The organism is Phyllobacterium sp. OV277 (assembly GCF_900104355.1).
GTDB lineage: Bacteria > Pseudomonadota > Alphaproteobacteria > Rhizobiales > Rhizobiaceae > Phyllobacterium.
Genome location: NZ_FNIY01000001.1, coordinates 1,009,560 through 1,031,746, shown reverse-complemented (window position 1 = coordinate 1,031,746; position 22,187 = coordinate 1,009,560). Strand labels below are relative to the sequence as shown.

Here is a 22,187-nt window from a genome sequence, read left to right as displayed (position 1 = left end):
CTGGAACAGTGATGGGCGCACCAAGACTTGACGCAATCGATATCCGTATTCTCGACGCCATCCAACAGGATGGGCGGATCACCAAACTCGCGCTTGCCGAGCGGGCGGGTATTTCACCGACGCCATGCTGGATACGGCTTCGCAGGCTGGAAAAAGCGGGAGTTATCACCGGTTATCATGCGCGTCTGGCCCTGCGGCTGGTGGCCCCGGTTGCCAGCATTCTGGTGGAGGTCACACTCGGATCGCACAAGCAGACGGATTTCGAGCGGTTCGAGCGAGCGATCAAGCTTTTGCCCGAGGTAACCTCATGCTGGTCGGTTGGCGGCGGGGTCGATTACATCCTGAAAATTGTCGCGCGGGACATTGATGCCTATCAACGTCTGATTGACGATCTGTTGCAGCGCGAACTCGGCATTGACCGCTATTTTTCCTATATCATCACCAAGACGGTGAAAGAGGAAACGGCACTCCCCGTACATGCTCTGATCCAGTCGCAAGACTGAAACCTGCAGTCCATCTCTCCAAATCGGCGCAGTAATTCGGACAATCTCTCTCTCCAGATCATAAAATACAGTCACTCTCTCCTGCCGGGATCGGCGAGCGTTACCGGGTATTCCAAGGGAGAGCCCGATGTCCGCCCATTTTGCACGACCCGAACGCCACGATGGACTTGACCGTCTGCAGGATCGCAGGATGTTGCGCGACCTTGCCTATGTGGATGGGCACTGGACTGCCGGTAGAGGCGGGCAAACATTCGAGGTGCGCGATCCGGCCTCGGGAATGCCAGTGGCTTGGGTTGCGACCCTCGGTGCGGAAGAGACAGCTCTGGCCATAGATGCCGCGTCGCGTGCATTCGGTCCTTGGCGCTCACTTCTGCCGCAACAGCGCGCCGGAATTTTGCGTAAATGGTACGAACTGATCCTTGCCGCCAAGGATGATCTGGCGCTGATCATGACGCTTGAGCAGGGCAAGCCGCTGGATGAATCGCGCGGCGAGATCGAATATGCCGCGTCCTTCATCGAATTCTATGCGGAGGAAGGCAAACGACTGAACGCGGAGAGTGTTACCAGCCATTTGCCCGGTGCCCAGATGATGGTGAGCCGTGAAGCTGTTGGCGTTGTCGGCATTGTCACGCCATGGAACTTTCCATCGGCCATGCTGACACGCAAAGCGGCGGCGGCACTTGCGGCGGGCTGCACGATTGTTGCGCACCCATCATCTGAGACGCCGCTTTCTGCCCTTGCGCTTGCGGAACTGGCAGAGCGGGCAGGGATACCATCAGGTGTTTTCAACATCATTACTGGCAAGGCAGCGCCTATTGTCGGGGCGCTCTGCGCTGATCCGCGTGTGCGGGCGTTGAGTTTTACCGGTTCGACAGAAATCGGACGTCTGATTGCCGCGCAATGTGCGCCGACGATGAAAAACCTCATCATGGAGCTGGGTGGTCATGCGCCCCTGATCATCTTTGCTGACAGTGAGATTGAGCGTGCCGTGGATATTGCGATTGGCGCCAAGTTCGCAACGTCAGGTCAGGATTGTCTGGCGGCCAATCGCATCTATGTGGAGCGGCCGATCTACGACGTTTTTGTCGAAGCCTTTGCCCGCAAGATTGCCGCGCTGAAAGTAGCATCTGGGCTGACGCAAGGCGCGGAAATTGGGCCATTGATGCATGAACGCGCCGTGCAGAAGGTCGAAGAGCAGGTGCAGGACGCACTCGGTCGCGGTGCGCGGTGCGTTACGGGTGGCAAACGTCATGGGGCCGGGCCGTTGTTCTATCAGCCGACGCTGCTGGTTGATGTGCCCGATGATGCGCTGATCATGCGGGAAGAGACCTTTGGACCCGTTGCCGCTGTTACCGTGTTTGATGACGAGGATGATGTCATCCGCCGGGCGAACGACACGGAATATGGCCTTGTCGCCTATGTCGTCACTCGTGATGGCCAGCGCATGCTGCGCATGGGCCGGGCGCTTGAATATGGCATGATCGCGATCAACCGGGTGAAGATCACCGGTGCGCCCATCCCCTTTGGCGGCGTCAAGCAATCGGGCCTCGGGCGGGAGGGATCGCGCCACGGCATCGAAGCTTTCACCGAACTTAAATATCTCTGCCTCGAAGCGGGCTGAGCAAAACGCAGGAGCAATGGACATGTTGGACCGTTCAAACGAACTGAACGCCTGGGACCGCGATCACTTTTTCCATCCGTCGACCCATATGGGCACCCATGCGCGCGGCGAAAGCCCGACACGGGTGATCAAGGGCGGCGAAGGCGTGCATATTTTCGATGTGAACGGCAAAAAGAGTCTCGACGCGTTTGCCGGGCTCTATTGCGTCAATGTTGGCTATGGGCGGCAGGAAATTGCCGACGCGATTGCCAAACAGGCCAAAGAGCTTGCCTATTATCATGCCTATGTCGGTCACGGGACAGAGGTGTCGATTACGTTGGCCAAGATGATCATCGACCGGGCACCCGAGGGGATGAGCCGCGTCTATTTCGGCCTTTCGGGGTCCGATGCGAACGAGACCAATATCAAGCTGATCTGGTACTACAACAATGTGCTCGGACGGCCGGAAAAGAAGAAGATCATTTCCCGCTGGCGCGGCTATCATGGCTCAGGTGTCATGACGGGAAGCTTGACCGGTCTCGACCTCTTCCACAATGCCTTCGATCTGCCGCGTGCGCCAATTCTCCATACGGAAGCGCCGTATTACTTCCGCAGGGAAGACCGCTCCATGAGCGAAGAGCAGTTTTCCCAGCATTGTGCGGACAAGCTGGAGGAAATGATCCTTGCAGAAGGGCCGGAGACCGTGGCAGCCTTCATTGGCGAGCCGATTCTTGGCACTGGCGGTATCGTGCCGCCGCCCGCCGGTTACTGGGCGAAAATACAGGCCGTCCTTAACAAGTACGATGTGCTGCTGGTGGCCGATGAAGTCGTGACCGGCTTTGGCCGTCTGGGCACGATGTTTGGCTCTGACCATTATGGCATCAAGCCGGATCTGATCACCATCGCCAAGGGGCTGACTTCCGCCTATGCGCCGCTATCAGGTGTTATCGTCGGTGACAAAGTCTGGCAGGTCCTGGTAGAAGGCTCGGATAAGCTCGGTTCACTCGGTCACGGCTGGACCTATTCGGCCCATCCGATCTGTGCCGCTGCGGGCGTTGCCAATCTGGAACTCATTGATAAGCTTGATCTTGTAACCAATGCGGGTGAGACGGGAGCCTATTTCCGCAAAGCGCTGGCGGAGGCGCTGGGAAGCCATCCAATCGTTGGAGATGTGCGCGGTGACGGCATGCTGGCGGCGGTCGAATTTGTGAAAGATAGAGATGACCGGGTGTTTTTTGACGCCTCGCAGAAAGTCGGTCCGCAAATATCGGCTGCGCTGGCGGAACGCGGCGTAATCGGGCGGGCGATGCCACAGGGCGATATTCTTGGCTTTGCACCGCCGCTGTGCCTGACAAAAGATGAAGCTGATATCATTGTGAAGGCAGCGGCTGCCGCCGTAGACGCCGTCGCAAAGACACTTTGAGTGCAGGAGCATGGATATGGTTTCTCGCACGATGTCAGCCGTCCTGCTGACAGGCCATGGTGATCTCGACAAGCTTGTTTACCGGACCGATGTGCCGGTTGCACAACCGGCAGCCGGGGAAGTCCTGATCGAAATCTCCGCCTGCGGGATGAACAATACGGATGTGTGGGTGCGCCAGGGCGCTTACGGCACAGAAGATGATGTGAATGCGGTTTCCACCTGGCGGCGACAGGAGCCGACGCTGACATTCCCGCGTATTCAGGGCACGGATATTGTTGGCCATGTCGCGGCAGTCGGGGCAGGCGTGTCCGACAGCCGTCTCGGCGAACGGGTGATGGTGGATTTCTCCATTTACAACCGCGATGACGATAGCCTTGCCGATATCGACTACATCGGGCATGGCCGCGATGGCGGATATGCAGAATATGTAGCGGTGCCAGCCGAGAATGCCCATGTCGTGAACACGGATATGAGCGATATCGAGCTGGCAACGTTTTGCTGTGCCTATCTGACCGGTGAACAGATGCTTGAACGCGCCGGACTGAAGTCCGGGGAGAGAGTTCTGGTGACGGGCGCTTCGGGCGGCGTGGGTTCCGGCATAGTCCAGCTGGCACGGGCGCGCGGGGCCATTCCCTATGCGATTGTCGGTGCTGGCAAGGAGCAGGCCTTGCTCGATATTGGTGCCGAGGCCGTCATCACCCGCGGGGAAGTCGGTCTCATCAGCGCTGTGGAGCATGTTCTTGGCGGCAAACCCATCGATGTCGTTGCCGATCTTGTTGGCGGGCGGATGTTCAATGATCTTTTACGAATCCTGCGCCCGGAAGGCCGCTACACCACCGCCGGTGCAATTGCCGGACCTGTGGTGCAGCTTGACCTTCGAACCATGTATCTGAAGCAATTGCAGTTGCACGGATCATCGCAGGGCACGCGCGGTGATTTTCGCCGTATCATCAGGTATATTGAGGACGGCAAGCTGAAACCACTGGTTGGCGGCGTTTATCCACTCTCGGAATTCCACCGGGCCCAAAGCGACTTCATGGCAAAGGGTTTTGTCGGCAAGCTGGTTGTTGTTCCCGATGCAAAATACCGATGCTGAACGAATACTGAGTAATTCCTGCGGCAATGGGGTCGCCGCAGGAGTTTGATGTCACTGCAAAGGCACCGTCTGTGTCGGCAACCCAACGCCACGGATCACATTATTCCCATAGGAGATGACCGCGCCGCCATTGACAATACTGAGGCTTGTCGCATTTCCGGTTAACGTTGTTCCGTTCAAAATCAGCGAGCTTGCACCGTCAACTTTCCCTGCAAACACATTATTGGATTCCACTGTACTGCGTTGCAAGATGACAACATTGTTGCCAGCCAGAGCTTTGATATTGATCCCTCCGGTATTCCCGAAAATCAACGTATTATCGATAACCACGCGTGTTGACGTGGCCGCTTGAACATCAACGCCGAAGCCTGTGCCACTGCGAAAGTTCCTGATGGAAGAGTTGCGGATCAGCAATGTCCCTGCGCCAACCATGCGAATGCCGTTCTGACCCGTGCCAGCTCCTTCAATATCAAGCCCATCCAGAACGACCCTGTCCGCCGCCGCTACATTAACAATGATGCCGTTGGTGCCAGCGGCCAGAATTCCGGCGGTCCCGCCTTCGCCGACGATGCTGATTGATTTGGTAATGGTGACTGCGCCAAAGCCACCCGGATCAATAATGTTGATTTCGCCGCTGATCGCAGTTTTCGAGATTGCCCCGGCAAACGTCTTGCAAGGCGCCGTCCGGCTGCAAGGATTGGCATCGTCGCCAACGCCCGACACCCAGGTCCTCGTTGCCTGCGCATTTGATGCTGTTGTCAGAAAGAGTAACGCGATGATGGTAGCTGTGCAGATTTGTATAATTGCCCGTAACATCTTCAGTCCCCCGTTTTCTGATTCTGATAATTCAGAAAAATCCGTTTACATGAGAAAACTCATCGGAGGCGGAAGTATATATAGTTGTTCATTGGCGTAATATACGGAAAACGAAATAGATATTCCGTAAAACCAGATAGACAGTATTTATTCGTAGAGTTCTAATTGTTAAAACGCTGAATAATAAAGATTGTCAGGTTCCGTATAGCTGATTTATGGAATGATCAGACAAATGGTATACGGTTCCAGGACTGGGTATAACGCATTTTAATCCACGCTCGCCACATTTGTTCAGCTGCTTGCCTGAACGGCCTTATTCCTTCTCGCATTATTCTTGCAAATGGTCTTGCCCGGGGCACTTCATATCGATCAATTGTAGATTGGATCATTACCTGTTTGCACAGGGCAGGACTGATTTGATAGACGATCAGTTCGGCAAAAAGCCCATAGTCAGGATTGAAAAGCAGTTCATCAATTCCCGTGGTGACATAGGCTGTCTCGTGCCAGAGGCGCGTCGCACATCGTTTCGATATGATATATCCAGCGGTGCAGTTATGGGTGCTCAAGAGGCGAGCGACTACACGTCCATCTGATGAACGATGAATTGGTTTGTCAGTCAGAACCTTGCAGCCGGTTGTTTCCAGTTTGATGATATCCGCGTCCCTTGGAAGCCACGCTGAATTCTGGAGCCAGTCTGCGATAGCAGGGGACAGTGTTGCATCGTCTTCGAAAATTGCCGCGTAGTCTGTCTCGCCTTCGGCTATCAACTCGAAGCATTTTCTGTGGCTGAGATAACACCCAACTTCTGAACGTGTCATGGCAGGTTCGTCCGGTCGCTGCCACACTAATTCGGCCATCTCAGCATCCGTGATCAAACGACCGTCAACTGCTGCGACCCGCTCAAACGCTATTCCCAGTTCTGTAAATAGTTTTTCCATTCTCGCCAACCGTTCGGTCGAGCGATCCATATTGATCAAATAACATTTCATTCTCAGACCCGAAAACAGCTTTAAAAATCAAATATGAATTGCTGCAAGCCAATGCCGGCAACGCTTGTTTAATGTTTGATTTGTGGAGATAATCAGAAGGGTTGTCCACCAACCACAAGTTTCAAATTTCGGGGTAACATGACTGCGCTGATGGGTTGGTTGCCAAACGCCCTGCGGTCATCGATGTCGATGCGATTACTGGCGGATACAGAAGATGGCTGATATTCAAGTGGTTAGAGCGACCGAGTCGGATTTGCCTGTGATTTTGAGGGCTGAACGTCTTGATGGATACGACGCTGTTGTCGGCCGATGGGACGAAGAGCGGCATAGACTTGCTCTTGCCGACGAAAAACACAGATATTTCATTGCCAAAGACGCGGACGAAATTGTCGGATTTGCTATCGTACGGGATTGGTCCTCACCGGATCGGGTTTCACTGATAAAGCGCATCGCAATGCTAAAACCGGGACAAGGATATGGCAGACGATTTCTGCAATCCGTTCTAGACCGTATTTTCATTGAAACTGATACCCATCGCGTTTGGCTTGGAGTTTTCCCCGAAAACATACGCGCACGCCGTGCTTACATAGCCGCAGGCTTCATACCCGAGGGGATTGCGCGGGGGAGTGCGTATTTTGGCGGAATCTACAGGGATGAACTCGTGATGGCTATTCTTCGGACCGAGTGGGAGGCCGGGAAGACATAAGGCTGTAAAAATGCTGTAAAAAATCAGAATCGCGGTTTCAGCCATAATTTGCAACAATCTGATCTGAAAACCGCCTTCTTTGGGAAGGAAATGGTAGCGAAGGAGGGATTCGAACCCCCGACACAAGGATTATGATTCCTCTGCTCTAACCTACTGAGCTACTTCGCCCCATATGTCATGCGACCCGTGAACGGTTAGCCTGCAAATGAGGACCGGGGGACGCGCTGTCAATTGACAGGGACGGGGCGGATATATGTGGGGAGCAACGACCTGTCAAGCAATCTTCTCCTTATCCAAGACTTGTGTTCGTTTCTTCCTGCGGATATTGGATGCCGTGATGAAAAAGGCTGAAAAGATGGCTCCACGGATTGCAGTGCTGGGTTGCGGCTATTGGGGCAGCAATCATATCCGGACATTGAAGAGTCTCGGGGCGCTGTTTGCGGTCTCCGACCAGAACACTGATCGCGCCGCCGGCTTCGCCGCGGAGCAGAATGTTCTGCATATTGAAGTCGAGGATCTTTTCACCCATCCCGACGTTGATGCCATCGTTATGGCCCTGCCGCCGCAGTTCCATGCGGCTGCCGCGATTCGTGCCGTTACCAATGGCAAGGATGTGCTTGTCGAAAAGCCGATTGCTCTGACCGTTCCTGATGCAGTGGCTGCTGTGCAAGCCGCGCGTGATAATGGACGCATTTTCATGGTTGGCCATGTGCTGCGCTTTCACCCGGCGTTTGAAAAGCTTCTTGAACTGATCAAGGCCGGTGATCTCGGTGATGTGCGCTATATCCATTCCCATCGTCTGGGGCTTGGAAAGTTCCACACGGAAAATGATGCGCTGTGGGATCTGGCTCCGCATGACCTGTCGATGATTCTGGCGATCACCGGCACGGAGCCGCTGGAAGTGCGCGGCGAGGGCGCTGCGGTGCTCGATCACTTGAGCGATTTCGCACATCTGCATATGCGCTTTCCCAACAATATTCGCGGGCACCTTTTTGCCTCGCGCCTCAATCCCTATCGCGAGCGCCGCCTTACGGTTGTCGGAACCAAGGCCATGGCTGTCTTTGATGACATGGAACAGTGGGACAAGAAGCTTGCGGTCTACAAGCATTCGATCTGGCAGGACAACGGCCAATGGGCATCGACAACGGAAGAGCCCACATATGTGAAGATTGCGCAAGGCATGCCACTGACGCGCGAATGCCAGAATTTCATCGACAGCATCAATACCCGCAGCGAGCCGCTGACCGATGGTGAAGAAGCGATTCGCGTTTTGCGAATTCTGACTGCCGGTACTGTTGCACATGGCAAGGTCGGCTGATTGTCTGTTGGCAGTAAGTGGTAAGCAGTAGGTGGTTCGTGGTTCGTGGTTCGACAAGCTCACCATGAGGCCCTTCGACAGGCTCAGGATGAGAGGAGCCTTATTCTGCAATCTTTGTGATACACAAAGTTGGCGATTATCGTTGCCTCCTCACTCTCCCTCATGGTGAGCTTGTCGAACCACGAACCACGCCCCATCACACGTCCAAAAAGCAACGTATCATTGCTCTCAACGTAAAGCGTTGTTACAAGACCGGACAAACTTTGAACGACAACGTCTGGCAGACCTCCCACGGCCCCACTAAAGAGTTGTCTTGACCGTTTTCCGCGACGGATTCGCGGAGACATTTTATATTGGAGCAATGATGCAGTTCATCGATCTCGGCGCACAGCGTGAACGGATTAGCGACAAGCTTGATGCGGCAATCGCCAAAGTGGTGCGTGAAGGCAAATATATCCTTGGACCTGAGGTTGCCGAGTTTGAAAAGCGCCTTGGCGAATATCTTGGCGTTGAGCATGTGGTCGCCTGTGCCAACGGTACGGATGCACTGCAGATTCCATTGATGGCGCGCGGCATCGGCCCCGGCGATGCGGTGTTCTGCCCAAGCTTCACTTTTGCTGCCACGGCGGAAGTTGTAGCGCTTGTTGGTGCCGAGCCTGTATTCATCGATGTGGATGCTGATACGTACAATATCAATGTCGAGCAGCTTGAAGCCGCCATCAAGGCCGTGCTTGCCGAAGGCCGTCTGCAGCCGAAGGCCATCATTCCTGTTGATCTGTTCGGTCTTGCCGCCAACTATACGTCAGTCTCGGCGATTGCTGACAAATACGGTCTGTTTGTAATTGAAGATGCGGCGCAGTCTGTCGGTGGCAAGCGCGACAATGCCATGTGCGGCGCATTCGGCCATGTCGGCGCGACCAGCTTCTACCCGGCCAAGCCTTTGGGCTGCTATGGTGATGGTGGTGCCATGTTCACCAATGATGGGGCACTGGCTGATTTGCTGCGTTCCATCCTGTTCCACGGCAAGGGCGAGACGCAGTATGACAATGTGCGTGTCGGCATGAATTCGCGCCTTGATACGATTCAGGCGGCGATCCTCATCGAAAAGCTGGCTATTCTCGAAGATGAGATGGAAGCGCGGCAGGTTGTTGCCAAGCGCTATGCCAATGGTCTGAAGGATGTGGTCAAGGTTGCGTATATGCCTGAGGGTTCACGCTCTGCCTGGGCGCAGTATGCGATCGAGACTGCCAACCGTGATGCGCTGAAGGCCCATTTGCAGGCCAATGGCATTCCGTCGGTCATTTATTATGTGAAGCCGCTGCATCTGCAGGAGGCCTATGCGCATTACATGCAAGCGCCGGGTGGTTTGGCTGTGTCGGAAACCCTGCCGAAGAATATCCTGTGCCTGCCAATGCATGCTTATCTGAGTGAAGCGGATCAGGACCGGATTATCGGGACTATTCGTGAATTCCAGCAGAAAAACGCTGCATAAGCGTTTTTAAGCTCGATGGGATTGGTGCGTGGTTCGACAAGCTCACCATGAGGGAGAGGGGTGATGTAGGGGGGCAAGTTCTGCAACCTTAGTGATCCGCAACGCTTGCGATTAGCGTTGTATCCACCCAAGCCCCTCATGGTGAGCTTGTCGAACCACGAACCACCAAATTGCAGCGTAAATAAAATAGCTAGAGGTCAGGCGACAGCCTGACCCTGCTGTGCGAGGCGCTTGAGCATGGCTTCCGCCTGCGGGGCGCGTTCTGAGCGGCCGATGAAGCCGCCGCCGTAAACGCGGGCGGTATTGCTGTCATCAGAATAAAGCACACAGGCCTGACCGGGCGCGATACCGCTTTCACCATCAATCAGTTCCACCCATGTCTCGCCATCGCGGTGATGCAGAACCGCCGGGCGTGGCGGGCGGGTGGAGCGGACCTTGGCATAAACCTCAACGCCGCCTTCCGGAATGCCGGAAAGCGCATCATCACCAAGCCAATTGACATTGCGCAGGAAGACTTTGCGGGTTTCCAGCGCTTCGCGCGGGCCGACAACAACACGCGCATTAGCGGCATCAAGATGCACCACATAGAGCGGATCGCCTGTGGCAACGCCGATACCGCGGCGCTGGCCAATCGTATAATGAACGATGCCTTCATGGCGGCCAAGGACACGGCCATCGATGTGGACGATATCACCGGGATTGGCAGCTTCAGGCTTCAGCTTCGAAATAATGTCTGAATATTTGCCCTGCGGCACAAAGCAGATGTCCTGACTGTCCTGCTTGTTGGCGACTGTCAGGCCAAGTTCCTCGGCAATGGCGCGGGTTTCCGGCTTGGTCAGGCCGCCGAGCGGGAAGCGCAGATAGTCGATCTGCTCCTGCGTGGTGGCAAACAGGAAGTAGCTCTGGTCCTTGTCCGAATCGACAGGGCGGTACAGGGAACGGTGCGCGCCATTGGCCTGACTGCGGATATAATGACCGGTCGCCAGCGCATCGGCGCCAAGATCGCGCGCGGTCTGCAACAGATCCGCAAATTTGACGGTCTGATTGCAGGATACACACGGAATCGGTGTTTCGCCGCTGACATAGCTGTTGGCAAAGGGATCGATCACGGCTTCGCGGAAACGCGCTTCATAATCCAGAACATAATGCGGAATGCCAAGACGCTCGGACACACGGCGTGCATCTTCAATGTCCTGACCGGCGCAACAGGAGCCGGCACGATGGCTCGATGCGCCGTGATCATAGAGCTGCAAGGTAACGCCAACGACATCATAACCCTGACGTTTGAGAATGCCCGCCACAACAGAAGAATCCACGCCGCCAGACATGGCGACGACGATACGGGTGTCTTCCGGCTTGCCCGGCAGATCGAGATTATTCAGTGTCATAAGCAGATCCGGTTCTTGCAGCGGCATAACGGCGCAGGGATATTCAAGGCCCCTATATAGGTCAATTGACTCGATCTTGCCAACAGGAAGTGGTGTGCGACGCATTTTTCTCACGCAAAGGTGAGGGACGTGTCGTGATGGCAACGGCGGATAGCAGCCGTGAAAGCCCGCAAAATCTGGGTTTTGAATAATCTTCAGGAATTTACAGAAGTTACCAGAGAATGACCGAAGGTTTAGGCAATTATTAAAGCCCTGCATGTAATGTCAGGTGCGATAGGTCTTGAAGTTTAGTGTAGAGAGTACAATGACCGATCTTGTTCGACCGAGAGTAAAATACGTAATCGGCCCGGATGGCAGCCCGCTGACCATCGCCGATCTTCCACCCGCAAACACGCGGCGTTGGGTTATTCGCCGCAAGGCTGAGGTGGTTGCCGCTGTTCGCGGTGGTCTTCTTAGTCTTGAGGAGGCTTGCCATCGCTATACTTTGACGGTGGAAGAGTTCCTGTCCTGGCAGTCCTCGATCTCTGATCATGGCCTGGCTGGATTAAGAACGACCCGGATACAGCAATATCGTCATTAGATGATGTCGCCTTTGAGTTAGGCTTAGGCTGGTCGTTGAGACCAGCCTTTTCCGTTTTTGGCCCTCACGATTGGGCGTCTGCTTTTTCCTGCTGCACGATGAAATGCGTGGCGATGGCGGAAAGAATGGCTGAGGCTGCGAAAAACCAAAGGCCCGGCTGAGCAATTGCTGTCGCAAGTCCGCTGGTCTTGGCGGCAAAAATCACCAGTGCCACAAGCAAGACATCCAGCATCGACCATTTTGACAGGATGCCGATCCAGCGATGCAGAAGCCGCGCGGCGATTGGTTCGTGCGCAGCAGCCAATTGCGCGACCGCCAATTTGCCAATCGGAAGAATCACCGAAAAAAGCGCGACGATAACGGCCAGAAGCCAATCGCCGCCGGTCCATAAAGCCGCAATGAGTCCGACCAAAGACGGGTTCTCATCAAAAAAATAGAGCTTGCTGACATTCATCAACGGCATGGTGAGACCCAATGCCAGCGAGAAAGTCGCGATGAAAAGAAACAGGGGAATCAATAATCTCGTCGCTGCCATGGTGTTCCGCTTAGCCTTAAAAGCTGATCTAACGGGTCATGAATGACGGCAAGGCACTTTCGGCGTCAAGGAGAAGTTCAATGGCAAATGATATCACCATCACCAAAGAAGAAACGGCGAAGGGCGGGCGCTATGCGGCCGTCGTTTCGGGGCATGAGGCGGAAATGACGTTTTCGCGGGTGAATCCCGAGTTGATCATTGTCGATCATACGGGTGTGCCGGATGAACTGCGCGGTCAGGGCGTAGGGCAAGCACTGGCGCTGCATGCGGTGGAAGACGCAAGGGCAGGGGGATGGAAGATCATTCCCCTATGCCCGTTCATGCGCGCCCAATCCCTTCGTCATAAGGATTGGGCGGATGTGGTGCAGCAGAACTAAAGAGGCGGCTGCCTCTTTTTAAATTCAGCCGATCATGGCGCGTTTGTCGGCAACAGGCATTTCATCCATGTCGCGAACCTTGCCGTCGCGCTGTTCCAGCGCCTCGGCTTTTGCCAATTCGGCTTCTGATTCGGAGAGCGCTGCCTCGGCATCGTCTTTCTGAGTCTTCAAATCACGGATCGAATCAAAAAGATTGTCACGGCGCTGGCGTGCAGCCTTGGCGAATGTCGGGTAGGCAAAATGCGACGTGTCGGTAATGCCCGCCTTTTTTTCCTCGGACATAATCTGCGCGTCCAATTCGGCAGCCATGCGTTCGAATTCACCCATCATGAGATCAAGCTGGCCGAGTTGACGGCGCTTTTCCTTGACCTGAAACAGTTTCAATCGAACCAAACCTTCATGCGACTTCATACTCTGTACCCCCACAAAGCCGGTACACAGACCCTCAAACAGGAGTCATCCGGCTGGCGTTTCACCCGAATCACTTCGGGAAAATGAAACAAAAACTTAAAGGTTGCCGCGTCTGGTAACCTTTCCTTTACGTTCAGCATTAATCATACGCCTTAAGACTTAAAGCTCGGTAAACCGATGTCAGTTGTGTCTGGCAAAAAATTTATTGAGTCGAATGAATCGCTTAGGCGCAGAACCTGAAGCTTTGGCTGATGGTTTTTGACCGGGTGACTCACCTTATGAATCAATGCAGTGTCTAAGATTTTTAACTTATGAGTCAAAGACACTTGCAAAGCGGAATTAGATTTTGTTAACCATTCGGTGGCAATCTTAACGTTATGGAAACGGCTTGTTTCGCGACCTGACTTCGGGATTGCCCTGATCGAGGTTTCTTGGGCAACCCATTTCAGCGGCGGGAAAAGGGGAATGATATGCGGGTTCTTTTAATCGAAGACGATAGTGCGACGGCCCAGAGCATCGAATTGATGCTCAAGTCGGAAAGCTTCAATGTTTATACGACGGATCTGGGCGAAGAGGGTGTCGATCTCGGCAAGCTCTACGACTATGATATCATCCTCCTCGACCTCAACCTGCCGGATATGTCCGGTTATGAAGTCCTGAGGACCCTGCGTCTCTCCAAGGTGAAGACGCCTATCCTCATCCTCTCTGGCATGGCCGGTATCGAGGATAAGGTGCGCGGCCTTGGTTTTGGCGCTGATGACTACATGACCAAGCCTTTCCATAAGGACGAACTGGTTGCACGCATTCATGCAATCGTTCGCCGCTCGAAGGGCCATGCACAGTCTGTTATCACCACTGGCGACCTGATCGTGAACCTCGATGCCAAGACTGTTGAAGTCACTGGCCAGCGCGTTCACCTGACAGGCAAGGAATACCAGATGCTGGAGCTGCTTTCGCTCCGCAAGGGCACGACGCTTACCAAGGAAATGTTCCTCAACCACCTTTATGGCGGTATGGATGAGCCGGAACTCAAGATCATCGACGTTTTCATCTGCAAACTGCGCAAGAAGCTCGACAATGCATCAGGCGGTATCAATTATATCGAGACCGTCTGGGGCCGTGGCTATGTGCTGCGTGAGCCGGATGCGTCGGATATGCGCGAAATCGCCTGATCGATATTTCAGGTGCTCAAATCAAAAGGCTCCGTCATTGACGGAGCCTTTTGCATTCGGGCGGAAAAGTTTGATTTGGATCAGGCGGCCATTTCAATTTCGCGGCTGCGGCCAATACGGGCCATCCATTCAAGATAGTTCGGCTCGCGCTTGATCTGCCAGCTGTAATGGCGACGCAGCTCATCAACGAGCTTGCCTTTCCGGTCAAGAAGATCATCCGCATATTGTATCATCAGGGAATTTGGCCAGGCTTGCGGGCGTATCTCGCGCAGACGCTCGAACAGACGGGTTTCGGGCTCATCCGGATAGGTCTGGGCAAGCAGCGAGAGCATGGCGGCCGTCGAACGGGATATGCCCATGTGACAATGGATCAGCAGGTGTCCTTCAGCGCCTTCAACCTTTGATTCGGCAAGGCTTTTGCCGAACTTCAGGATTTCAGACACGTGCTCAGGCTCAGGCAATATCTTGCCTTCCTCCGCATTGATGATGTCGTGAAAATTCAGTGTCGTGCGGTGATGGGTGCCGTATGCCTGAAATGCTTCCAGTTCCGGCCAGTTCGGATCGAGAATCGAAAGAACGTGGGTGACGGTGCGGCTGCTTTGGTCTGGCAATTCGTCAATGCCGCAAATGGTAAGCGTCGAGATGGACAGAGGTTTCATGGGGAATCGATCATCCTGATGGGTTTGTGGGGCCAATCGCATTGTGAAAGCGTTCCGGGGCGATAGCAAAGATTATCAGAGGCTTTCCGACATATTTACGACGTTTGATCGTCAACGGCTGTTATCATTGTTTCATTTGAGCTGCATCAGTTCGATGCGGTTGCCGAAAGGGTCATTGACGAAGCGCCTGTCGTATTTCTCCAGTGGCTGGTCTTCTGTGACGGCATAACCCGCCGTCTCCAGAGTGCGGGCCAGCGCAAACAGATCATCAGTCAAAAGGGCCGGATGCGCTTTCTTTGCAGGCGAAAAATTCTGTTCGATGCCCAGATGAATGCGAACGCTGCCGATTTCGAACCAGCATCCGCCTCTGCCGGCGAGCGCCGCGGGCTTGGCGACTTCAGGAATGCCGAGAAGGCCGTCATAGAACGCGCGGGCAGCCTGTTCTTCGCCCTCAGGCATAGCCAGCTGAATGTGATCGATTCCGGTTATTGCCATTGTTGTCTCTCGTAATCAGCCGCTTTGTGGGCCGCTCTTTTGTTTTAATGTGGTCGCAATGATCCGCGCGCCCTCGCGCAATATGGACGGTGCAGCTGCGAATGTCAGCCTGAGATAAGAACCGGGGGGATCAGCTGGGAACCATACCTTACCCGGGCTGACCAGAACGCCTTGGCGTGCGAGGTCCGAGGCGATAGCGACGTCGGACACATGATCTTCCAGTTGCACCCATAAATGCATGCCGCCTTGGGGTGCGTTTATGCGTATATCATGCCCCAACTCACTGCGAAGCGCGGCCATCAGTGTATCGCGCCTCTCAGTCAGTGCATTGCGCGCATTGTTCAGATGTCGTTTCCAACCCGAAGATGTGACGATGTTCAATGCCACCGCCTGTAATGGTCCTGAAACAAAAAAATCTTCTCCACCGCGTGTTGCCCGCAATCGTGCCAATGCCGCACCCCGCGCCATAATCGCCGCTATGCGTAGGCCGGGAGCAGCGGATTTTGCCAGAGAGCGGATGTAAATGACGTGGCCATCCGAATCTTGCGCGGCAAGCGGCGCTGGAGGTGGAGTTCCAAGATACAGGTCGCGTGCCCAGTCATCCTCGATCAGAAATGCTCTCGCATCGGAGATCACTCCGAGCACGTCGTTGCGGCGCTTTTGCGAAAGTAGCGTGCCGGACGGATTGGCAAAGGTCGGTTGGCAGTAAAACACGCGCGCGCCGGTTTCGCGCAATGTGGCCTCCAGCAAATCGGGCCGGACGCCATCTCCATCCGTCGGTACGGGCACGAGCGTTATGCCTGCAGCCCGTGCAGCCGAGATAACGCCAATATAGGTGGGCGCTTCGACAAGCAGGGTGCTGCCCGGTGCAAGCAATGCACGTAAGGTACTTGCTATGGCTGCTTGCCCACCGGGACAGATGATGACCTCATGCGGGGTAAATATATTTCCCTGACCTATTTCACGCGCGAACCAGCTTCTGAGCGGCTCCATGCCTTCCAATGGCAGGCGATCCCAAAGCGCAGGTTGTTTGGCGACCTGTTTCAAAGCGGTTGAAAGAAGCTCGGTCGCCTGCAGGTCAGGGGGCAGATAACCCATGCTTAGCGGCATGCTGCGGGGGGACGGCAACGCCAGCAGGTCCTGCATCGATTCGCTTGTGTCGCGTGCGGCACCGAGCGCTACTGCCTGCCAGGAAAGGTCCGGTGTCGCGACATTCAACGGACGTTGGCGCACGAACGTTCCCTGTCCTGGTCTTGGATCAATCAGACCCTCACCGGTTAATCGGGCAAAGGCATTTTGCACCGTGGCAGGGCTGACTCGGAATTTTTCTATCAACTCACGTACCGATGGCAATTGAGAGCCGGGCGCGGAAGATGCAATCAGATCACGTAAAGCTTGAGTAACGATATGAAGGCTGTTATCTCTTTTCATGAAAACATATGATAACGATACTCATCACAATACGGAAACGCTTTTTCTCCCGGAGATAGAAGCCAGTCCTGAAATGCCCATTGGTTCTCTTGCGGACAGAATGCCGGCTGGCGCGTTCGTTCCGTTCCTCATTGGTGCAATGATATTGGCCATCGCCTACGGCTCCAGTTTTTTGCTGGTCGACGTGTTGCGCGCAGCTGGCCGAAATGCTGCCGAGGCGGGAAATATCATCAGTATTGGTACCATTGCCACCTTGGCAGGTTGCGTTGGCGCGGGCCGGTTCGCCGAACGCATAGGCATCCTGCCTTTGATCATCTGCTCCGCCGTGATGATGGCATGCGCTATGGCTTGCTTTGCAGGTTTGGGAATTCTTGGCATTGGCATCGCTTATGCGGGAGGCTTGCTGCTGGGACTTGGCTGGTCTGTCTTTTACATTTTGGCACCGATACAGCTTATCCATTGCCTGAAGCCCGCCGGTCGGATTGAAGCCTTGACGTTACTATCCGGCTCGCAAATGCTGGGTATCGGACTTTCTGCTCCGCTGGGACATCTGCTCGTTCGGGGGCTCGGCTCGCCCGCAATGATTTACGTCTGCTACGGGTTGTTCTGTCTGATAGCCGCTGGCTTGATGGTGTGGGCGCGGCGTGCATTGAAAACGATCGATCAGTTGCCGATGGCAGCGGTTGCTCTCACAATCCCGCTTGCATCGGGCATCGTAGGTGCAAGGACGGTCTTTCCCGTCATTATGATCGGACTATCTGCTTGCGTTTTTTCCGGTCTTTCGACGTTTCAAACGCTCTATGCAGAATCGCGAAATCTTAGTTCTGGGACGTTTTTTCTGACATTTACGGCAACGACGGTGGCGTTGCGCTTTTCGATTGCATCACACATTGGCAAATTGCCGTTGGGAAAGCTGGTATTTACAATGTTCGCACTCACTCTGTCGGCGCTTGTCCTGCTAGCCGTGAATGAGAAAAGCATGACGCTCTATATTATGGCCACACTGCTGTTTGCGGTCGGATACGGCCTAACCTATTCAACACTCAACGCCATGATCGTGAACCTTGCGGATGAAAGAGGGCTCTCGATTCCCGTCGCATCGCAAGTGTTCACGATCGGCTATTTCATTGGCGCCTTTGGCTTTCCCTATATAGCCGGCGGCATTATTCGCAGTCACGGTATCGACATGACACTGTTGCTGTTGATGGCTATCGTGGTGGTAAATATGATCGTCACAATGACCGTTTTTCGCAGGGGGGTGACGGCTCTGTAGCGATTGCGCATCAAATTCAGATGGTGAGAATCACACTTCCCGTTGTTTTGCCAGCTTCAAGGTCGGCTTGGGCTTTTGCCGCGTCGTGAAGCGCGTATTCGGCGCCAATGGAACTCTCCAGACCATCCTGCAGGACCGATAAAAGGGACTTGGAGGCACGCTGATAGAATTCCGGGTCGTTGACGGAAGCAATGATACTGGGGCGCATTACGGCGATATTGCCCAAATCTTCGATGCGTATTGGAGGAATTGGGCCCGCGGGCTGTCCGATTGATCCGAGAATTCCGAAAGGACGAATTGTCTTCAGTGTCTGGGTGAAGGTGGAGCCACCGATGCCATCAATGGCAAGGTGTACACCTTTACCGTCAGCAATCTGGCGAACGCGCTCGGCCCAATCGGGTGATTTATGAAACAGGACTTCATCTGCACCGGCTGCTTTTGCCAGTGCAACCTTGCCTTCCGAGCCAACCGTGCCAATCACATTGACGCCAAGACGTTTTGCCCAGCGGGCAACCAATTGGCCAACGCCGCCCGCGGCCGCGTGGACCAGTATCCACTCGCCCCGTTTGATCGCACGGACCTCATGCAAAAGCATATAGGCGGTTAAACCGCGCAGGAACGTGCTTGCGGCGACGCGATCCGAAACGGCATCCGGCAGTTTGATCAGGCGTGATTGTGGGAGCAGCCGCACTTCCGCGTAACCACCCAGCGGCATGCCGGTATAGCCGACGCGATCGCCGGGTTTAAGGTCGGTGACATCGTCTCCCACGGCATCAATAGTGCCTGCGCCTTCAAACCCAAGCACCGCGGGCAGGCTCGGTGGTGAATAGAGCCCCGTGCGGAAGTAAATATCGACAAAATTGACGCCAATGGCTGTCTGGCGGATGCGAACCTCGTTTGGACCGGGGTCAGCGACCTTGATATCGCGTGTATGCAACACTTCAGGGCCGCCATGGCCGCTCATTTCCACAATCAATGACATAATGTTCTCCTTTGGAATGGAGGCATTCGACCACATCAGACTATGTGTGGAAATTCTGTGTTTTATCCCTCTATCTGTGCAATAATGCACCTATGTTTGATTGGCAGGATTTGCATTATTTTTCCGTTCTGGCGCGGACAGGTTCCTTGTCGGCTGCCGCGCGTGAACTTGGCGTTGATCATGCGACGGTCGGACGCCGTGTGGCAGCGCTGGAGCAATCACTTTCGTTGCGTCTCGTGGATCGTCTGCCACGCCGCTCGCCGCTTACAGCGGAAGGAAGCGCGCTTGCTGAGCTTGCAGAAGAAATGGCGCGCCTGTCCCAAGCCATCAACAGGCGTGCGCGTGGCCTGACCGAATCGGCGACAGCAACGGTGCGCATCAGCGCACCGCCCGCAGTTGCGGCAAGACTGATTGCGCCGCATGTGGTGGAGTTTCATCGCGAGCACCCCGATATAACCCTGGCGCTGGCGGGTGCGTCGCATAATGCTGCGCTTGATCGCAGCGAGGCGGATGTGGCTGTGCGTATGACGAGGCCAACGGAACAGGACCTGCTGATCCGGCGGATCGGTGCCCTCCACTTCGCACTCTATGCCACCCGCGAACAGGCGGCCCTGCCACCCGAAACGCTGGCTTTCATTGCATATGATTCAACACTCGATCACCTGACCCAACAGGTGTGGTTACGTGCGATCCTTGCGGGTCGTCCGATTATCTTTCAGGCCAGTGATCTCTTCGGCCAGCAGGAGGCGGCCCGTGCAGGCTTGGGGGCGGCGGCGCTTCCTTGTTTCATGGGCGACAATGATCCGATGCTGGTCAAGCTGGATGTACAGGAACCGCCGCCTGTCCGCGATATATGGTTGACTGCCTATCCGGATGTCAGCCGTTCACCGGCCATGCGTACGGTTATGACGTTCCTTGCCGATATTATTGGCAGGGAATGCCCGATTAAAGCACCGTAGCTGCGGGGAGAATTCCGGAAATGGATTCCCGGTTGAATGGTTTCAGGAGATAGCCAGCCGCTCCAGCCCGCTTTGCCCGCATGATCCTCGTGACATCGATTTCAGCAAGGCAGAGATAAATCCTGGCCGCTGTGCCACCGGGAAGTGCGCGGATCTGGGTGATAATATCAACAGATGGCATATCCGGCAGGGCGCAATCCAGAATGATAATGTCAGGCATTTCCACGCTGCAGGCGGAAACCGTCTGGAAGCCCGTGTCGGCAGTTGTCACGACGACAGTGTCGCTGGCGAGCAGGCGCGTTGCAACTTTGCGGACAACCGGTGCCCCATCGACAATCATGCACCGTAACAATGCGAACTCCCCCCGGAATTGCTGCGAGATTGCAGCCGCGTCAGGGGAGAGTAACAGGCACTCCGTGAAGAAATGCCCAAGGCGAATGGTAAATTTTTAAACGGCGGAAAAGATGATCTCTTCGGGGGTGGCGTGGATGGAAATCGTCATGCCCGCTTCCTGCGCCAGAAGCAGGGTGTAATAAGGCTGGACGGCATGGGCATCGATAGGCTCTTCCGGGGTCTTGCCGCTGTGCAATTCGAGGAATTTTGGTGGGACGCGCAGCATCGGGCCACGCGAGGTCAGAACAAAGCGCGGTTCGGTCTCCGGTGTTTCCAGTGCCACATTCAACGTGCCGCCACGCGGCAGGGCCGCATTGGCGATCAGAACGAGGTTGAGAAGCAGTTTTACCTTGTTCTTCGGCAGCAGGACACGATTGCCAGTCCAGGTGAATTCGGCCTTCTCGCCCTTCATATATTCATTGGCAACGTTCTGGGCATCGCCGGTGTCAATCTGAACGCCCGCGGAACCCGCCGCACCGAAAGCAATGCGGGCAAACTGAAGCCGGGCGGAGGCGCTGCGCGCACTCGACTTGATAAGGTTCATGGCGTCTTCGTCAGCGCCACCTTCTTCCAGAAGCTCCAGACCGTTGTTGATCGCGCCGACTGGCGAAATGATGTCATGGCAGATACGGCTGCTCAGCAGGGCTCCGAGGTCCGTTGCCGAAAGAATTACGGGCAATGTCATAAGAGAGTCTCCTGAAGATTGGCTAGCGGTTTGGTCTGCACATTGGGCTCAAGCCGAATCAGATGTTCATGCGAATCACTCTGATTGCTGCTGCATTTGGATACATAGCTCAGTCCGCATGGGCAAGAACGACGTCGAAAATGCCGGTAGCTGCTGAAATCGCTATCTTTTTCTCGTCCCAGGCAAGCCATTGAAATGCCAAGATCGATTCATAAACTTTTATACAAGGTTTAGACCCTTAAATGGTGCTTCAATTATAAAGCGAACACAAGATTCGCAACTGGCGTCGGACAAAGAAGCGAACAGCCAAAAGGAATTATGATGGCGTCTCTATTCTTGTCTATGAACCGTTTTTTTCTTCTGATCCTGACGATGGTGTCGCTGGTTGTCGCACAGCCGCGAATGGCCAGTGCTGCTCAGGACCAGTACTCGATGAACGAGATCGTCAATTCGGGGCAGAGGTTCTTTGGATCGACCTCCGGGGGACTAGCGTCCGCTGTCGAGAAGATTTTCCAGAGCTATGGTTTGCCGAACGGGTACATCCTCGGTGAAGAAGGTTCGGGCGCCATCATCGGCGGTCTCACCTATGGCGAAGGCTCGCTCTACACAAAGAATGCGGGCGATCACAAAACATTCTGGCAGGGACCATCCATCGGATGGGATTTTGGTGGCCAAGGCTCCCGTGTCATGATGCTCGTCTACAATCTTGACGATGTACAGAACCTCTATGGCCGTTTTGTCGGTGTGGCCGGTTCGGCCTATCTCTTCGCTGGCGTTGGCTTCAACGTGCTCAAGCGCAATCAGGTCCTGCTCGTGCCGATCCGCACAGGCGTTGGCGCGCGGCTTGGTGTGAATGTCGGCTATCTCAAGATCACCCAGTCACCAACCTGGAATCCGTTTTGAT

Annotated in this window: 24 protein-coding genes and 1 tRNA gene; 13 read left to right on the top strand and 12 right to left on the bottom strand. The window is 54.8% G+C overall.

All coding sequences use genetic code 11. The features are described 5' to 3' along the window. The first annotated feature begins 11 nt into the window (after positions 1-11). The 4 genes from BLU05_RS05070 (at position 12) to BLU05_RS05055 (ending at position 4,622) form a co-directional block, all read left to right on the top strand. On the top strand, positions 12-503 hold the full coding sequence (locus tag BLU05_RS05070) for an Lrp/AsnC family transcriptional regulator (RefSeq protein WP_091878085.1): 492 nt from the start codon (positions 12-14) through the stop codon (positions 501-503). Positions 504-630: 127 nt separating this feature from the next. Beyond that, entirely contained in the window at positions 631-2,124 is a 1,494-nt protein-coding gene (locus BLU05_RS05065; protein WP_091878084.1) for an NAD-dependent succinate-semialdehyde dehydrogenase, read from the top strand. Between the two features lie 22 nt (positions 2,125-2,146). Further along, entirely contained in the window at positions 2,147-3,526 is a 1,380-nt protein-coding gene (locus BLU05_RS05060; protein ID WP_091878532.1) for an aspartate aminotransferase family protein, read from the top strand. A gap of 10 nt (positions 3,527-3,536) precedes the next feature. Beyond that, positions 3,537-4,622, top strand: a complete 1,086-nt coding sequence (locus tag BLU05_RS05055; RefSeq protein WP_091878083.1) for an alcohol dehydrogenase family protein — start codon at positions 3,537-3,539, stop codon at positions 4,620-4,622. Between the two features lie 51 nt (positions 4,623-4,673). Here BLU05_RS05055 and BLU05_RS05050 read toward each other — a convergent pair whose 3' ends face one another. Continuing rightward, on the bottom strand, positions 4,674-5,438 hold the full coding sequence (locus tag BLU05_RS05050; RefSeq protein WP_091878082.1) for a right-handed parallel beta-helix repeat-containing protein: 765 nt from the start codon (positions 5,436-5,438) through the stop codon (positions 4,674-4,676). A gap of 224 nt (positions 5,439-5,662) precedes the next feature. Continuing rightward, positions 5,663-6,427 (bottom strand): glycosyltransferase family 25 protein, encoded by a 765-nt coding sequence (locus tag BLU05_RS05045; RefSeq protein WP_091878081.1) that lies wholly within the window; start codon positions 6,425-6,427, stop codon positions 5,663-5,665. A 214-nt stretch (positions 6,428-6,641) separates the two neighbouring features. On the opposite strand from BLU05_RS05045, the gene BLU05_RS05040 reads away from it, so the two are divergent. Continuing rightward, on the top strand, positions 6,642-7,133 hold the full coding sequence (locus BLU05_RS05040) for a GNAT family N-acetyltransferase (protein WP_091878080.1): 492 nt from the start codon (positions 6,642-6,644) through the stop codon (positions 7,131-7,133). A 91-nt stretch (positions 7,134-7,224) separates the two neighbouring features. Here the strand turns inward: BLU05_RS05040 and BLU05_RS05035 are convergent. Continuing rightward, positions 7,225-7,301 (bottom strand) — tRNA-Met (locus BLU05_RS05035). A 187-nt stretch (positions 7,302-7,488) separates the two neighbouring features. Between BLU05_RS05035 and BLU05_RS05030 the strand changes: the two genes are divergently transcribed. Further along, positions 7,489-8,451, top strand: coding sequence for a Gfo/Idh/MocA family protein (locus BLU05_RS05030; protein ID WP_091878530.1), 963 nt, complete (start codon positions 7,489-7,491; stop codon positions 8,449-8,451). Positions 8,452-8,815: 364 nt separating this feature from the next. Next, a complete protein-coding gene (locus BLU05_RS05025; protein ID WP_091878529.1) occupies positions 8,816-9,943 on the top strand; it encodes a DegT/DnrJ/EryC1/StrS family aminotransferase in 1,128 nt (375 codons plus the stop codon). 197 nt (positions 9,944-10,140) lie between these two features. Here BLU05_RS05025 and mnmA read toward each other — a convergent pair whose 3' ends face one another. Continuing rightward, the gene (gene mnmA, locus BLU05_RS05020; protein ID WP_175540516.1) at positions 10,141-11,331 is read right to left on the bottom strand and encodes a tRNA 2-thiouridine(34) synthase MnmA; all 1,191 of its coding nucleotides are present in this window, start codon (positions 11,329-11,331) and stop codon (positions 10,141-10,143) included. A 304-nt stretch (positions 11,332-11,635) separates the two neighbouring features. Between mnmA and BLU05_RS05015 the strand changes: the two genes are divergently transcribed. Further along, a complete protein-coding gene (locus tag BLU05_RS05015) occupies positions 11,636-11,911 on the top strand; it encodes a CtrA inhibitor SciP (RefSeq protein ID WP_091878079.1) in 276 nt (91 codons plus the stop codon). A gap of 64 nt (positions 11,912-11,975) precedes the next feature. Here BLU05_RS05015 and BLU05_RS05010 read toward each other — a convergent pair whose 3' ends face one another. Continuing rightward, positions 11,976-12,446, bottom strand: a complete 471-nt coding sequence (locus BLU05_RS05010) for a paraquat-inducible protein A (RefSeq protein ID WP_091878078.1) — start codon at positions 12,444-12,446, stop codon at positions 11,976-11,978. 80 nt (positions 12,447-12,526) lie between these two features. Here BLU05_RS05010 and BLU05_RS05005 point away from each other — a divergent pair, with 80 nt between their 5' ends. Then, positions 12,527-12,823: a GNAT family N-acetyltransferase gene (locus BLU05_RS05005; RefSeq protein WP_091878077.1), complete on the top strand. Its 297-nt coding sequence runs from the start codon at positions 12,527-12,529 to the stop codon at positions 12,821-12,823. Positions 12,824-12,847: 24 nt separating this feature from the next. Here BLU05_RS05005 and BLU05_RS05000 read toward each other — a convergent pair whose 3' ends face one another. After that, positions 12,848-13,234: a flagellar export protein FliJ gene (locus tag BLU05_RS05000; RefSeq protein WP_091878076.1), complete on the bottom strand. Its 387-nt coding sequence runs from the start codon at positions 13,232-13,234 to the stop codon at positions 12,848-12,850. A 470-nt stretch (positions 13,235-13,704) separates the two neighbouring features. On the opposite strand from BLU05_RS05000, the gene ctrA reads away from it, so the two are divergent. Then, a complete protein-coding gene (ctrA, locus tag BLU05_RS04995; protein ID WP_091878075.1) occupies positions 13,705-14,406 on the top strand; it encodes a response regulator transcription factor CtrA in 702 nt (233 codons plus the stop codon). Positions 14,407-14,486: 80 nt separating this feature from the next. Here ctrA and BLU05_RS04990 read toward each other — a convergent pair whose 3' ends face one another. The 3 genes from BLU05_RS04990 to BLU05_RS04980 all read right to left on the bottom strand — a co-directional run bounded on the left by BLU05_RS04990 (position 14,487) and on the right by BLU05_RS04980 (position 16,793). Continuing rightward, positions 14,487-15,065, bottom strand: a complete 579-nt coding sequence (locus tag BLU05_RS04990; protein WP_091878074.1) for a tyrosine phosphatase family protein — start codon at positions 15,063-15,065, stop codon at positions 14,487-14,489. Positions 15,066-15,197: 132 nt separating this feature from the next. Further along, a complete protein-coding gene (locus BLU05_RS04985; protein ID WP_091878073.1) occupies positions 15,198-15,560 on the bottom strand; it encodes a VOC family protein in 363 nt (120 codons plus the stop codon). A gap of 15 nt (positions 15,561-15,575) precedes the next feature. Continuing rightward, positions 15,576-16,793 carry an aminotransferase-like domain-containing protein gene (locus BLU05_RS04980; RefSeq protein WP_244518152.1) on the bottom strand — a complete coding sequence of 406 codons (1,218 nt, stop codon included), beginning with the start codon at positions 16,791-16,793 and terminating at the stop codon, positions 15,576-15,578. A gap of 196 nt (positions 16,794-16,989) precedes the next feature. Here BLU05_RS04980 and BLU05_RS04975 point away from each other — a divergent pair, with 196 nt between their 5' ends. After that, complete coding sequence (locus tag BLU05_RS04975; RefSeq protein WP_091878071.1) at positions 16,990-18,264, top strand: MFS transporter; 1,275 nt, start codon at positions 16,990-16,992, stop codon at positions 18,262-18,264. A 16-nt stretch (positions 18,265-18,280) separates the two neighbouring features. Here BLU05_RS04975 and BLU05_RS04970 read toward each other — a convergent pair whose 3' ends face one another. Then, complete coding sequence (locus BLU05_RS04970) at positions 18,281-19,246, bottom strand: quinone oxidoreductase family protein (RefSeq protein ID WP_091878070.1); 966 nt, start codon at positions 19,244-19,246, stop codon at positions 18,281-18,283. Between the two features lie 92 nt (positions 19,247-19,338). On the opposite strand from BLU05_RS04970, the gene BLU05_RS04965 reads away from it, so the two are divergent. Further along, on the top strand, positions 19,339-20,205 hold the full coding sequence (locus tag BLU05_RS04965) for a LysR family transcriptional regulator (RefSeq protein WP_091878069.1): 867 nt from the start codon (positions 19,339-19,341) through the stop codon (positions 20,203-20,205). On the opposite strand, the gene BLU05_RS04960 is transcribed toward BLU05_RS04965, so the two are convergent. Both BLU05_RS04960 and BLU05_RS04955 read right to left on the bottom strand, forming a co-directional pair. Then, positions 20,192-20,545, bottom strand: a complete 354-nt coding sequence (locus BLU05_RS04960; RefSeq protein ID WP_244518149.1) for a response regulator — start codon at positions 20,543-20,545, stop codon at positions 20,192-20,194. The genes BLU05_RS04965 and BLU05_RS04960 overlap by 14 nt on opposite strands. A gap of 108 nt (positions 20,546-20,653) precedes the next feature. Beyond that, positions 20,654-21,283 (bottom strand): histidine phosphotransferase ChpT, encoded by a 630-nt coding sequence (locus tag BLU05_RS04955; protein ID WP_091878067.1) that lies wholly within the window; start codon positions 21,281-21,283, stop codon positions 20,654-20,656. Positions 21,284-21,655: 372 nt separating this feature from the next. Here BLU05_RS04955 and BLU05_RS04950 point away from each other — a divergent pair, with 372 nt between their 5' ends. Then, on the top strand, positions 21,656-22,186 hold the full coding sequence (locus BLU05_RS04950) for a DUF1134 domain-containing protein (protein ID WP_244518192.1): 531 nt from the start codon (positions 21,656-21,658) through the stop codon (positions 22,184-22,186). Position 22,187 lies beyond the last annotated feature (1 nt).

Excerpts from the sequence above, each read along its gene's own strand:
- BLU05_RS04960 (WP_244518149.1), bottom strand. The coding sequence starts at position 20,545 with ATGATTGTCGATGGGGCACCGGTTGTCCGCAAAGTTGCAACGCGCCTG.
- BLU05_RS05025 (WP_091878529.1), top strand. The coding sequence starts at position 8,816 with ATGCAGTTCATCGATCTCGGCGCACAGCGTGAACGGATTAGCGACAAG.
- BLU05_RS05015 (WP_091878079.1), top strand. The coding sequence starts at position 11,636 with ATGACCGATCTTGTTCGACCGAGAGTAAAATACGTAATCGGCCCGGAT.
- BLU05_RS05060 (WP_091878532.1), top strand. The coding sequence starts at position 2,147 with ATGTTGGACCGTTCAAACGAACTGAACGCCTGGGACCGCGATCACTTT.
- BLU05_RS05030 (WP_091878530.1), top strand. The coding sequence starts at position 7,489 with ATGGCTCCACGGATTGCAGTGCTGGGTTGCGGCTATTGGGGCAGCAAT.
- BLU05_RS04950 (WP_244518192.1), top strand. The coding sequence starts at position 21,656 with ATGGTGTCGCTGGTTGTCGCACAGCCGCGAATGGCCAGTGCTGCTCAG.
- BLU05_RS04955 (WP_091878067.1), bottom strand. The coding sequence starts at position 21,283 with ATGACATTGCCCGTAATTCTTTCGGCAACGGACCTCGGAGCCCTGCTG.
- ctrA (WP_091878075.1), top strand. The coding sequence starts at position 13,705 with ATGCGGGTTCTTTTAATCGAAGACGATAGTGCGACGGCCCAGAGCATC.
- mnmA (WP_175540516.1), bottom strand. The coding sequence starts at position 11,331 with ATGACACTGAATAATCTCGATCTGCCGGGCAAGCCGGAAGACACCCGT.
- BLU05_RS04970 (WP_091878070.1), bottom strand. The coding sequence starts at position 19,246 with ATGTCATTGATTGTGGAAATGAGCGGCCATGGCGGCCCTGAAGTGTTG.
- BLU05_RS05005 (WP_091878077.1), top strand. The coding sequence starts at position 12,527 with ATGGCAAATGATATCACCATCACCAAAGAAGAAACGGCGAAGGGCGGG.
- BLU05_RS05040 (WP_091878080.1), top strand. The coding sequence starts at position 6,642 with ATGGCTGATATTCAAGTGGTTAGAGCGACCGAGTCGGATTTGCCTGTG.
- BLU05_RS05000 (WP_091878076.1), bottom strand. The coding sequence starts at position 13,234 with ATGAAGTCGCATGAAGGTTTGGTTCGATTGAAACTGTTTCAGGTCAAG.
- BLU05_RS04990 (WP_091878074.1), bottom strand. The coding sequence starts at position 15,065 with ATGAAACCTCTGTCCATCTCGACGCTTACCATTTGCGGCATTGACGAA.
- BLU05_RS04985 (WP_091878073.1), bottom strand. The coding sequence starts at position 15,560 with ATGGCAATAACCGGAATCGATCACATTCAGCTGGCTATGCCTGAGGGC.
- BLU05_RS05065 (WP_091878084.1), top strand. The coding sequence starts at position 631 with ATGTCCGCCCATTTTGCACGACCCGAACGCCACGATGGACTTGACCGT.
- BLU05_RS05010 (WP_091878078.1), bottom strand. The coding sequence starts at position 12,446 with ATGGCAGCGACGAGATTATTGATTCCCCTGTTTCTTTTCATCGCGACT.
- BLU05_RS05055 (WP_091878083.1), top strand. The coding sequence starts at position 3,537 with ATGGATATGGTTTCTCGCACGATGTCAGCCGTCCTGCTGACAGGCCAT.
- BLU05_RS05045 (WP_091878081.1), bottom strand. The coding sequence starts at position 6,427 with ATGAAATGTTATTTGATCAATATGGATCGCTCGACCGAACGGTTGGCG.
- BLU05_RS05070 (WP_091878085.1), top strand. The coding sequence starts at position 12 with ATGGGCGCACCAAGACTTGACGCAATCGATATCCGTATTCTCGACGCC.
- BLU05_RS05050 (WP_091878082.1), bottom strand. The coding sequence starts at position 5,438 with ATGTTACGGGCAATTATACAAATCTGCACAGCTACCATCATCGCGTTA.
- BLU05_RS04975 (WP_091878071.1), top strand. The coding sequence starts at position 16,990 with ATGAAAACATATGATAACGATACTCATCACAATACGGAAACGCTTTTT.
- BLU05_RS04965 (WP_091878069.1), top strand. The coding sequence starts at position 19,339 with ATGTTTGATTGGCAGGATTTGCATTATTTTTCCGTTCTGGCGCGGACA.